At 62.9% G+C, this 11356-nt stretch carries 9 protein-coding genes; 8 read left to right on the plus strand and 1 reads right to left on the minus strand.

What is annotated here, in order from left to right; all coding sequences use genetic code 11:
• Window positions 1–99 precede the first annotated feature (99 nt).
• On the minus strand, window positions 100–807 hold the full coding sequence (locus tag AC07SU_RS17095; RefSeq protein ID WP_176994797.1) for a tellurite resistance TerB family protein: 708 nt from the start codon (window positions 805–807) through the stop codon (window positions 100–102).
• 168 nt (window positions 808–975) lie between these two features.
• On the opposite strand from AC07SU_RS17095, the gene AC07SU_RS17100 reads away from it, so the two are divergent.
• From AC07SU_RS17100 to AC07SU_RS17135, 8 genes are all read left to right on the plus strand, one after another.
• The gene (locus tag AC07SU_RS17100; protein ID WP_101267138.1) at window positions 976–1887 is read left to right on the plus strand and encodes a LysR family transcriptional regulator; all 912 of its coding nucleotides are present in this window, start codon (window positions 976–978) and stop codon (window positions 1885–1887) included.
• A 133-nt stretch (window positions 1888–2020) separates the two neighbouring features.
• Window positions 2021–3478 carry a gamma-aminobutyraldehyde dehydrogenase gene (locus tag AC07SU_RS17105; RefSeq protein WP_178925758.1) on the plus strand — a complete coding sequence of 486 codons (1458 nt, stop codon included), beginning with the start codon at window positions 2021–2023 and terminating at the stop codon, window positions 3476–3478.
• 71 nt (window positions 3479–3549) lie between these two features.
• On the plus strand, window positions 3550–4701 hold the full coding sequence (ydcS, locus tag AC07SU_RS17110; RefSeq protein ID WP_176994799.1) for a putative ABC transporter substrate-binding protein YdcS: 1152 nt from the start codon (window positions 3550–3552) through the stop codon (window positions 4699–4701).
• A 217-nt stretch (window positions 4702–4918) separates the two neighbouring features.
• Entirely contained in the window at window positions 4919–5953 is a 1035-nt protein-coding gene (locus tag AC07SU_RS17115) for an ABC transporter ATP-binding protein (RefSeq protein ID WP_494997694.1), read from the plus strand.
• Between the two features lies 1 nt (window position 5954).
• A complete protein-coding gene (locus AC07SU_RS17120) occupies window positions 5955–6884 on the plus strand; it encodes an ABC transporter permease (RefSeq protein ID WP_176994801.1) in 930 nt (309 codons plus the stop codon).
• Entirely contained in the window at window positions 6874–7683 is an 810-nt protein-coding gene (locus AC07SU_RS17125; protein ID WP_176994802.1) for an ABC transporter permease, read from the plus strand. The genes AC07SU_RS17120 and AC07SU_RS17125 overlap by 11 nt, the downstream gene beginning before the upstream one ends.
• Window positions 7684–7832: 149 nt before the next feature.
• Window positions 7833–9257, plus strand: coding sequence for a gamma-aminobutyraldehyde dehydrogenase (locus tag AC07SU_RS17130; RefSeq protein WP_494997695.1), 1425 nt, complete (start codon window positions 7833–7835; stop codon window positions 9255–9257).
• Window positions 9258–9392: 135 nt separating this feature from the next.
• A complete protein-coding gene (locus AC07SU_RS17135; RefSeq protein ID WP_494997696.1) occupies window positions 9393–11255 on the plus strand; it encodes an NAD(P)-binding protein in 1863 nt (620 codons plus the stop codon).
• Window positions 11256–11356: the final 101 nt, after the last annotated feature.

Here is an 11356-nt window from a genome sequence, read left to right on the forward strand (position 1 = left end):
CCCCCCCCCCCCCCCCCCCCCCCCCCCCCCCCCCCCCCCCCCCCCCCCCCCCCCCCCCCCCCCCCGCTCCCACATTTTTGATCGGCGCGAGTCTTGAGTTTACTGATTCAGGCGCACCTGTTTTTCCAGCTCGGTCTTGAGACCGGGCTCAAGCCTGAGCTGGCGCGCCAGCTCGTCGAGGTAGGCCTTTTCCATGAAGTTCTCCTCGTCCACCAGCATCACACTGGCGATGTACATCTCGGCCGCCATTTCCGGGGTGCCAGCCGCCCGCGCCACGTCGGCCGGGTCCAGGGGCTTGTTCAGCTCGGCGTGCAGCCAGCTTTGCAGCTCACGGTCGTTATCCAGCTTGGTGAATTCGCCTTCGATCAGCGCACGTTCACGTTCATCCACATGGCCGTCGGCCTTGGCTGCCGCCACCAGTGCCTTGAGGATCGCCTGGCTGTGCTGCTCAACCTGGGCCGGCGGCAGGCGGTCGAGGGTCTGCGGCTCGCCCTTCGGCGCATTCGCCTGCTGCGCCTGCCAGTTGCCATAGGCCTTGTAGGCAATCACGCCCAGCGCTGCCAGCCCGCCGTAGGTCAGGGCTTTTCCGCCAAACTTGCGGGCTTTTTTATTGCCCAGCAGCAGCCCCATGGCGCCCGCCGCCAGGGCCCCGCCACCGGCGCCGCCGAGCAGGCTGCCCAGCCCGCCACCGCCGAGCAAGCCGCCAAGGGCGCCTTTATCCTCCTGTTTACGCGAGTCCCCGGCCTTGTTCTGCAGCATGTCCTGACCGGATTTGAGCAACTGATCGAGCAATCCACGGGTGTTCATAAGGAGCCTCCAGGCACTTGGGTACGTAGGACTAATAGGCCCCCAGCGTAAAACCAAGTGCCAAAAAGCCCCGATCTAGAGTGCTTCCAGATGTAACGCCACGGCCTTTCGATTAAAACGATATACACTCGAACAAATCTATAAAAATACCCCACTGGTAATTCCAGCATGATGACCTTGCGTCAAATCCGGCACTTTATCGCCGTGGCCGAGACAGGCTCGATCTCCGCCGCCGCGCAGACCGCCTTCATTTCCCAGTCGACCCTGACCCTGGCGATCCAGCAACTGGAGCAGGAAATCGGCGTCAACCTGTTCAACCGCCACGCCAAGGGCATGACCCTGACCCACCAGGGCCACCAGTTCCTGCGCCAGGCGCACTTGATCCTCGCCACCGTCGACAACGCCAAACGCAGCCTGCAACAGAGCACCGACCAGGTCGCCGGGCAGTTGATCATCGGCGTGACCAGCCTGGTGGCCGGCTACTACCTCGCTGACCTGCTCACCCGCTTCCAGCGCGCCTACCCCAATGTGGAAATCCGCGTGATGGAAGACGAGCGCCCGTATATCGAGCATTTGCTGGTCAGCGGCGAAATCGATGTGGGTGTGCTGATCCTCTCCAACCTCGAAGACCGCCACGCCCTGCAGACCGAAGTGCTAACCCATTCGCCCCACCGCCTGTGGCTGCCGGCGCAGCACCCGCTGCTGGAACACGACAGCATCAACCTGGCCGACGTCGCCCGCGAGCCGCTGATCCAGCTGAACGTCGACGAAATGGGCCATAACGCCCAGCGCATGTGGGCCGGCGCCGGCCTGCAACCGCGCGTCACGTTGCGTACCGCCTCTACCGAAGCCGTGCGAAGCCTGGTGGCGGCAGGGCTTGGCGTGTCGATCCAGCCGGACATGACCTACCGCCCGTGGTCGCTGGAGGGGGACATCATTGAAGCGCGACCGATTGCCGACCTCAGCCAGACCCTCGACGTGGGCCTGGCCTGGCGCCGTGGCACTGCGCGACCGGCACTGGTAGACCCGTTCCTGACGGTGGCCCGCGAACAGCCGCACCCACGCAAGCCATCTATTTAATCGAATGCTGCATTCAGTATTTAGTATTTGTTGACCTCGCGCCTGACCTCTAGTCTCTGCTTATCCCATAAGAGAAAGGTCAGGCGCTCGTAAGAGAACGCCCATGGCCATACAAGAAAAGAGATCGCGAAAAATGTCCGGCGCGCCCACCCCGCTGCTCACTGCGTTGCTGATCGACGGCGAACTGGTCCAGGGCCAGGGCTTTGCCGAGCCGATCCTCAACCCGGCCACCGGTGAAGTCCTCACCCAGATTGCCGAAGCCAGCACCGAACAGGTGGAAACCGCGATCCTCGCCGCCCACCGCGCCTTTGCCGGCTGGTCGCGCACCACGCCCCAACAACGTTCGAACATCCTGCTCGGCATCGCCGACGCCATCGAAAAACAAGCCGACTATTTAGCCCGCCTGGAATCCCTGAACTGTGGCAAGCCGTTGCACCTGGCGCGCCAGGATGACCTGAGCGCCACCGTCGACGTGTTCCGCTTTTTCGCCGGCGCCGTGCGCTGCCAGACCGGGCAACTGAGCGGCGAATACCTGCCGGGCTACACCAGCATGGTGCGCCGCGATCCTATCGGGGTGGTGGCGTCGATTGCGCCGTGGAACTACCCGTTGATGATGGCCGCGTGGAAGATCGCGCCGGCCCTGGCCGCCGGCAATACCCTGGTGTTCAAGCCGTCGGAACATACGCCGCTGTCGATCCTGGCCCTGGCCCCCGCCCTTAAAGAGCTGTTGCCGCGCGGCGTGATCAACATTCTGTGTGGCGGCGGCGAAGGCGTCGGCAGCCATCTGGTGAGCCACGCCAAAGTGCGCATGGTCTCGCTGACCGGCGATATCGTCACCGGGCAGAAGATCCTGCAAGCCGCGTCCAAAACCCTTAAACGTACGCACCTGGAACTGGGCGGCAAGGCCCCGGTGATCGTGTGCAACGATGCCGACCTGCAAGCTGTGGTCGAGGGCGTGCGCGCCTACGGTTATTACAACGCCGGCCAGGACTGCACCGCCGCGTGCCGCATCTACGCCCAGGCGGGTATCCACGACAAATTGGTCGCCGAACTCGGCGCCGCCGTGAGCAGCCTGCGCTTTGCCGGCAAACGCGACGCCGACAACGAACTGGGCCCGCTGATCAGCACACGCCAGCGCGACCGCGTGGCCAGTTTTGTCGAACGCGCCCTCGGCCAGCCGCATATCGAACGCATCACCGGCGCCGCCGTGCATTCGGGCGCGGGCTTCTATTACCAGCCGACCCTGCTGGCCGGGTGCAAGCAGAACGATGAAATCGTGCAGCGCGAAGTGTTCGGCCCGGTGGTCACCGTGACCCGCTTCGACGAGCTGGAACAAGCCGTGGACTGGGCCAACGACTCCGAATACGGACTGGCCTCGTCGGTGTGGACCCAGAACCTGGACAAGGCCATGCAAGTGGCCGCACGCCTGCAATACGGCTGCACCTGGATCAACAGCCATTTCATGCTGGTCAGCGAAATGCCCCACGGCGGCTTGAAGCGCTCGGGGTACGGGAAAGATCTGTCCAGCGATTCGCTACAGGACTACAGCGTGGTGCGGCACATCATGGCCCGCCACGGCCAGCATCTTTAAAACAACAACTAAGCTCATGCGTCACGGCTTCACACACTGCCCCGACCATAATTAAAGAAGAGGGAATCCCCATGTCTGCGCACAAGACCGCACTGCTCAGTGCCCTGACCACCGCGCTGCTGGCCAGCGCCAGCCTCCAGGCCGCCGAACCGCTCAAGGCGGTCGGCGCTGGCGAAGGCCAACTGGATATCGTCGCCTGGCCCGGCTACATCGAACGTGGCGACAGCGACAAGGCCTACGACTGGGTCACCGGGTTCGAGAAGGAAACCGGCTGCAAGGTCAATGTGAAAACCGCCGCCACCTCTGACGAAATGGTCAGCCTGATGGCCAAGGGCGGTTATGACCTGGTCACCGCTTCGGGCGACGCGTCGTTGCGTTTGATCGGTGGCAAGCGTGTGCAGCCGATCAACACGGCGCTGATCCCCAACTGGAAGAACATCGACCCGCGCCTCAAGGATGCACCGTGGTACGTGGTCGGCCAGCAAACCTATGGCACCCCGTACCAGTGGGGCCCGAACGTGTTGATGTACAACACCAACGTGTTCAAGACCGCCCCCACCAGCTGGAATGTGATTTTCGACGCGCAGAACCTGCCGGACGGCAAGCCGAACAAAGGTCGCGTGCAGGCCTATGACGGCCCGATCTACATCGCTGATGCGGCGCTGTACCTCAAGAGTACCAAGCCGGAGCTGGGTATCCAGAACCCCTATGAACTGACCGAAACCCAGTACAAGGCCGTGCTTGAACTGCTGCGTGCCCAGCAGCCGTTGATCCACCGCTACTGGCACGACACCACCGTGCAAATGAGCGACTTCAAAAATGAAGGCGTGGTGGCCTCCAGCGCCTGGCCGTACCAGGTCAACGGCCTGGTCAACGAGAAGCAGCCGATTGCCTCGACCATTCCGAAGGAAGGCGCCACCGGCTGGGCGGACACCACCATGCTGCACACCGATGCCAAGCACCCGAACTGCGCCTACAAGTGGATGGACTGGTCGCTGCAACCGAAAGTCCAGGGCGACGTCGCGGCCTGGTTCGGCTCGTTGCCAGCGGTACCGGCGGCCTGCAAGGAAAGCGAACTGCTGGGCGCCGAAGGCTGCAAGACCAACGGTTTCGACCAGTTCGACAAGATCGCTTTCTGGAAAACCCCGCAGGCTGAAGGCGGCAAGTTCGTGCCGTACAGCCGCTGGACCCAGGATTACATCGCGATCATGGGCGGCCGCTGACCGCCAGCCTCCCTTGTGGAGGCTGGCTTCTGTGGGAGCTGGCTTGCCTGCGATGGCATCACCTCGGTGTAACAGACACACCGAGGCGCCTGCATCGCGGGCAAGCCCGGCTCCCACAGAAAAGCACCCATATTTGAGTTGCGATTACAGATTTTGTTTTTTCAGAAGTCCAGGCCGGGCCGCTGCGACGACCCGCGCCTTTTTGGAGCACCGCACCATGACGCTTGCAGTCCAATTCACCCACGTTTCCCGTCAGTTCGGCGAAGTGAAAGCCGTTGACCGGGTTTCCATCGATATCCAGGACGGCGAGTTCTTTTCCATGCTCGGCCCTTCCGGCTCCGGCAAGACCACGTGCCTGCGCCTGATTGCCGGTTTCGAGCAACCGAGCGCAGGCTCGATCCGTATTCATGGCGAGGAAGCCGCGGGCTTGCCGCCGTACCAGCGTGACGTGAACACCGTGTTCCAGGATTACGCGCTGTTCCCCCACATGAACGTGCGCGACAACGTGGCCTACGGCCTCAAGGTCAAGGGCATCGGCAAGACCGAACGCCTGAACCGCGCCGAAGAAGCCCTCGGCATGGTCGCCCTCGGTGGCTACGGCGACCGCAAGCCGGTGCAACTGTCTGGTGGCCAACGCCAACGGGTCGCCCTGGCCCGCGCCCTGGTCAATCGTCCACGGGTGTTGCTGCTGGATGAGCCGTTGGGCGCCCTCGACCTCAAGCTGCGCGAACAAATGCAAAGCGAGCTGAAAAAGCTGCAGCGCCAGCTCGGTATCACCTTTATTTTCGTAACCCACGACCAGACCGAAGCGCTGTCGATGTCCGACCGCGTGGCGGTGTTCAACAAGGGCCGCATCGAGCAAGTCGACACCCCGCGCAACCTGTACATGAAGCCCGCCACCGCGTTCGTGGCCGAGTTCGTCGGCACCTCCAACGTGATTCGCGGCGAGCTGGCGCAACGCCTCAGCGGCAGCGCGCAAGCCTTCTCGATCCGCCCGGAACACGTGCGCTTTGCCGAAGGCGCGCTGGGCGCTGGTGAGGTGGAAGTCAGCGGCCTGCTGCATGACATCCAGTACCAAGGCAGCGCCACCCGCTATGAACTCAAGCTGGAAAACGGCCAGGCGCTGAACATCAGCCAGGCCAACAACCAGTGGCTGGACACCAGCAGCGGCTACCAGGTGGGCCAGTCCATCACTGCACGCTGGGCACGGGAAGCGATGACGCCCCTGACCGACAGCGCAGGCGAGGTGTGACATGAGCCTGGCCCTTTCCCAACCGCCGATGCGCAGGTTTTCCAACCTGCTGTACCGCAAGCCCAACCTGTACCTGGCGATGTTGCTGGTGCCGCCGCTGATCTGGTTCGGCGCGATCTACCTGGGCTCGTTGCTGACCCTGCTGTGGCAAGGTTTCTACACCTTCGACGACTTCACCATGGCGGTCACGCCGGACCTGACCCTGGCCAACTTCGCCGCGCTGTTCCAGCCGTCGAACTTCGACATCATCGTACGCACCTTGAGCATGGCGATTGTGGTATCGATCGCCAGCGCCGTGGTCGCCTTCCCGATCGCCTACTACATGGCGCGCTACACCACGGGCAAGACCAAGGCGTTTTTCTACATCGCGGTGATGATGCCGATGTGGGCCAGCTATATCGTCAAGGCCTACGCCTGGACCTTGCTGCTGGCCAAAGGCGGCGTGGCGCAGTGGTTCGTGCAGCACCTGGGCCTGGAGCCGGTGTTGCAGTTCGTGCTGGGCATTCCGGGTGTAGGCGGTAGTACCTTGAGCACTTCGCACCTGGGGCGGTTCATGGTGTTCGTCTACATCTGGCTGCCGTTCATGATTTTGCCGATCCAGGCCTCGCTGGAGCGTTTGCCGCCTTCACTGTTGCAAGCGTCGGCGGACCTCGGCGCCAAGCCGCGCCAAACCTTCATGCAGGTGATTCTGCCGCTGTCAGTGCCGGGGATTGCGGCCGGTTCGATCTTCACCTTCTCGCTGACCCTGGGCGACTTCATCGTGCCGCAGCTGGTCGGCCCGCCGGGTTACTTCGTCGGCGGCATGGTGTACGCCCAGCAAGGCGCCATCGGCAACATGCCCATGGCCGCGGCGTTCACCCTGGTGCCCATCGTGCTGATCGCGGTTTACCTCTCCATCGTCAAACGCCTGGGGGCCTTCGATGCACTCTGAGAAATCATCATTAGGCTTGAAGATCGCAGCCTGGGGCGGCTTGGTGTTCTTGCACTTCCCGATCCTGATCATCTTCCTCTACGCCTTCAACACCGAAGAAGCCGCGTTCAGCTTTCCGCCCCAGGGCTTCACCCTGAAGTGGTTCAGCGTGGCCTTCGCCCGGCCGGACGTGCTGGACGCGATCAAGTTGTCGCTGCAGATCGCGGCGATTGCCACGCTGATCGCCATGGTGCTCGGTACCCTGGCCTCAGCGGCGCTGTATCGCCGCGAGTTCTTCGGCAAACAAGGCGTGTCGCTGATGCTGATCCTGCCGATTGCATTGCCGGGGATCATCACCGGTATCGCGCTGCTGGCAACGTTCAAGACGCTGGGCATCGAGCCCGGGATGTTCACCATCATCGTCGGCCACGCGACGTTCTGCGTGGTGATCGTCTATAACAACGTGATCGCGCGTTTGCGCCGCACCTCCCACAGCCTGATCGAAGCCTCGATGGACCTGGGCGCCGACGGCTGGCAGACCTTCCGCTACATCATCATGCCCAACCTGGGCTCGGCACTGCTGGCCGGCGGCATGCTCGCCTTTGCGCTGTCGTTCGACGAAATCATCGTCACCACCTTCACCGCCGGCCACGAGCGCACCTTGCCGCTGTGGCTGCTCAACCAGCTGAGCCGCCCACGGGATGTGCCGGTGACCAACGTGGTGGCGATGCTGGTGATGCTGGTCACGATGTTCCCGATTCTCGGTGCCTATTACCTGACACGCGGCGGTGAAAGCGTGGCGGGGAGTGGCGGTAAATAACGGACAACACATAGCCACTGTTGAAACACGGTCATTGTAGGAGCCGGCTTGCCGGCGATCGCGGTGGGTCAATTGAAACCGCCATCGCTGGCAAGCCAGCTCCTACAGGTGAACCGGTTTCTTCAGGGAATTTTGAGGAGGATTGAACCATGCAAACCAAATTACTGATCAACGGCCAATTGGTCGCAGGCGAAGGCCCGGCCCAAGCCGTCTTCAACCCGGCACTCGGCCGTGTGCTGGTAGAAATCAACGAAGCCAGCGAAGCCCAGGTCGACGCCGCCGTGCGTGCTGCCGATGCGGCGTTTGAAAGCTGGTCGCAAACCGCGCCCAAGGACCGTTCGCTGCTGCTGCTAAAACTGGCGGACGTGATCGAAGCCCACGGCGAAGAGCTGGCCAAGCTGGAGTCGGACAACTGCGGCAAGCCCTACAGCGCCGCGCTGAACGATGAGATCCCGGCAATTGCCGACGTGTTCCGCTTCTTCGCCGGCGCCAGCCGTTGCATGAGTGGCTCGGCCGGGGGCGAATACCTGCCGGGGCACACCTCGATGATCCGCCGCGACCCGGTGGGCGTGATCGCCTCCATCGCGCCGTGGAACTACCCCCTGATGATGGTCGCCTGGAAAATCGCCCCCGCCCTCGCAGCCGGTAATACCGTGGTGCTCAAACCGTCGGAACAAACCCCGCTGACCGCGCTGCGCATGGTCGAGTTGGCCGCTGAAATCTTCCCGGCCGGCGTCCTCAACCTGGTGTTCGGCCGTGGGCCCACCGTGGGCAGCCCGCTGGTGAACCACCCGAAAGTGCGCATGGTTTCGCTGACCGGCTCCATTGCCACCGGTGCGAACATCATCTCCAGCACCGCCGACAGCGTGAAGCGCATGCACATGGAACTGGGCGGCAAGGCGCCGGTGATCATCTTCAACGACGCGGACATCGACGCTGCCGTGGAAGGTATTCGCACCTTCGGTTTCTACAACGCCGGCCAGGATTGCACCGCGGCGTGCCGCATCTATGCCCAAGCCGATATCTACGACGCGTTTGTCGAGAAGCTTGGCGCAGCGGTAGCCAGCATCCAGTACGGCTTGCAGGATGATCCGGCCACCGAGTTGGGCCCGCTGATCACCGCGCAACACCGCGACCGCGTGGCCGGTTTTGTCGAGCGCGCGGTGGCGCAACCGCACATTCGCCTGGTCACCGGGGGCAAGGCGGTGGAAGGCAATGGCTTCTTCTTTGAACCTACCGTGTTGGCCGATGCGCAGCAGGACGACGAAATCGTACGTCGCGAGGTGTTCGGGCCAGTGGTGTCGGTCACCAAGTTCAATGACGAAGCACAGGTGCTCGGCTGGGCCAACGATTCGGACTACGGTTTGGCGTCGTCCGTCTGGACCGCCGATGTCGGCCGTGCCCACCGCTTGGCCGCACGCCTGCAATACGGCTGCACGTGGGTGAACACCCACTTCATGCTCGTCAGCGAAATGCCTCACGGCGGTCAGAAACTGTCGGGCTATGGCAAGGACATGTCCATGTACGGGCTGGAGGACTACACCACCGTTCGCCATGTGATGTTCAAGCACTGACCCGCAAAACGCCCTTGTAGGAGCCCGGCTTGCCGGCGATGAGGCCCTTGAGCCTTGTGGTGTTCTTGCGAACGCCATCGCCGGCAAGCCGGGCTCCTACGGGCTCACATAACAATAAAATTCAGGTTCTTCCCCATGGATATCACCCGCCGCGACTTCCTCAACGGCGTCGCCATTACCGTTGCCGCCGGCATGACCCCGCTGCAACTCTTGCAAGCCGCGCCCGATGGACGCTACTACCCTCCCGCCCTTACCGGCCTGCGCGGCAGCCATGTCGGCTCGTTCGAGGTGGCGCACCAGATGGGCTGGGAAAAGAAGGTGTTCGATACCGAGAAACTGCCGATCACCGAGGACTATGACCTGGTGGTGGTCGGCGGCGGCTTGAGCGGTTTGTCGGCGGCGTGGTTCTACCGCGAGAAGCACCCCAAGGCGAAGATCCTGATCCTGGAAAACCACGACGACTTCGGCGGCCACGCCAAGCGCAATGAATTCCAGGCCGGTGGTCGCATGATCATCGGCTACGGCGGCAGCGAGGCGTTCCAGTCGCCGAACCATCTCTACAGCAAGCAAGTGAATGGCCTGCTGAAAAAACTTGGCGTGAACATCAAGCGCTTTGAAACCGCCTTCGACCGCCAATTCTATCCGGGCCTGGGGCTGTCGCGCGGGGTGTTCTTCGACAAGGAAAACTTCGGCGAAGACAAGCTGGTGACCGGCGACCCCACGCCGATGGTGGCCGACGATATCGCGCCAGACCAACTGAACGCGCGCGCCCTCCGCGACTTCATCAATGACTTCCCATTGCCACAGGCCGATCGCCAGGCCTTGATCGAGCTGCACACGGCGCCAAAGGACTACCTGCCAGGCAAGACCGCCGAGGAAAAAGTCAGCTACCTCGCGGCCACCAGCTACCGGGATTTTCTGCTGAAAAACGTGGGCTTGTCGGAAGGTGCGGTGAAGTACTTCCAGAGCCGTACCAATGACTTCATGGCCCTGAGCATTGATGCCGTGGCGTCGGCTGACGCCTACAACGTGGGCTTCCCAGGCTTTGGCGGGATGAACCTGGCGCCGATCAGCGAAGAAGCCGCTGCGGAAATGGAAGAGCCCTACATCTATCACTTCCCGGATGGCAATGCGTCGGTGGCGCGCTTGCTGGTGCGCAGCCTGATCCCGGGTGTGGCGCCGGGGCACACCATGGACGATATCGTGCTGGCGGCCTTTGACTACGCCAAGCTGGACCAGCCCAAGGCGCCCGTGCGGTTGCGCTTGAACAGCACCGCCGTCAGCGTGCGCAACGTCGGCGATGGCGTGCATATCGGCTACAGCCGTGGTGGGCAACTCGCACAGGTGCGCGGCAAACGCTGCATCCTGGCCTGCTACAACATGATGATCCCCTACCTGCTCAAGGATTTGCCGGCGCCCCAGGCCCAAGCCCTGAGCCAGAACGTGAAATACCCGCTGGTGTACACCAAGGTGGTGATCCGCAATTGGCAGTCGTTCCAGAAACTGGGGGTGCATGAAATTTACGCGGCGACCCAGCCCTACAGCCGGATCAAGCTGGATTACCCGGTGAGCATGGGCGGCTACGACCACCCCCGCGACCCGACGCAGCCGATCGGCTTGCACATGGTCTACGTGCCCACCAGCCCCAACAGCGGCATGAACGCCCGTGACCAGGCCCGCGCCGGGCGGGGCAAGTTATATGGGCAGACCTTCGAGCAACTGGAAGCACAGCTGCGCGACCAGTTGCAGCGCATGCTGGGCCCGGGCGGTTTCAACCATGAGCGCGATATTCTGGCGATCACTGTCAACCGCTGGTCACACGGTTATGCGAGCTTCTCCAACAGTTTGTATGACGATGCGGATCAGACCGAAGCGTGGATGAAACTGGCGAAAAAACCGCTGGGGCATGTGAGCATCGCCAACTCGGATGCCGCATGGAGCGCGTATGCCCATGCGGCGATTGATGAGGCTTACCGGGCAGTCGGCGAAATCGCCTAACCCTTGTAGGAGGGGGGGGGGGGGGGGGGGGGGGGGGGGGGGGGGGGGGGGGGGGGAGGGGGGGGGGGGGGGGGGGGGGGGGGATGGGGGGGGGGGGGGGG

The sequence above is a fragment of the Pseudomonas sp. GW821-FHT05H12 genome (assembly GCF_059419385.1).

Bases quoted from the DNA above. Each gene is read 5' to 3' on its own strand.
- AC07SU_RS17135 (WP_494997696.1), top strand. From the start codon at position 9,393: ATGGATATCACCCGCCGCGACTTCCTCAACGGCGTCGCCATTACCGTT.
- AC07SU_RS17115 (WP_494997694.1), top strand. From the start codon at position 4,919: ATGACGCTTGCAGTCCAATTCACCCACGTTTCCCGTCAGTTCGGCGAA.
- AC07SU_RS17095 (WP_176994797.1), bottom strand. From the start codon at position 807: ATGAACACCCGTGGATTGCTCGATCAGTTGCTCAAATCCGGTCAGGAC.
- AC07SU_RS17130 (WP_494997695.1), top strand. From the start codon at position 7,833: ATGCAAACCAAATTACTGATCAACGGCCAATTGGTCGCAGGCGAAGGC.
- AC07SU_RS17120 (WP_176994801.1), top strand. From the start codon at position 5,955: ATGAGCCTGGCCCTTTCCCAACCGCCGATGCGCAGGTTTTCCAACCTG.
- AC07SU_RS17125 (WP_176994802.1), top strand. From the start codon at position 6,874: ATGCACTCTGAGAAATCATCATTAGGCTTGAAGATCGCAGCCTGGGGC.
- AC07SU_RS17105 (WP_178925758.1), top strand. From the start codon at position 2,021: ATGTCCGGCGCGCCCACCCCGCTGCTCACTGCGTTGCTGATCGACGGC.
- ydcS (WP_176994799.1), top strand. From the start codon at position 3,550: ATGTCTGCGCACAAGACCGCACTGCTCAGTGCCCTGACCACCGCGCTG.
- AC07SU_RS17100 (WP_101267138.1), top strand. From the start codon at position 976: ATGATGACCTTGCGTCAAATCCGGCACTTTATCGCCGTGGCCGAGACA.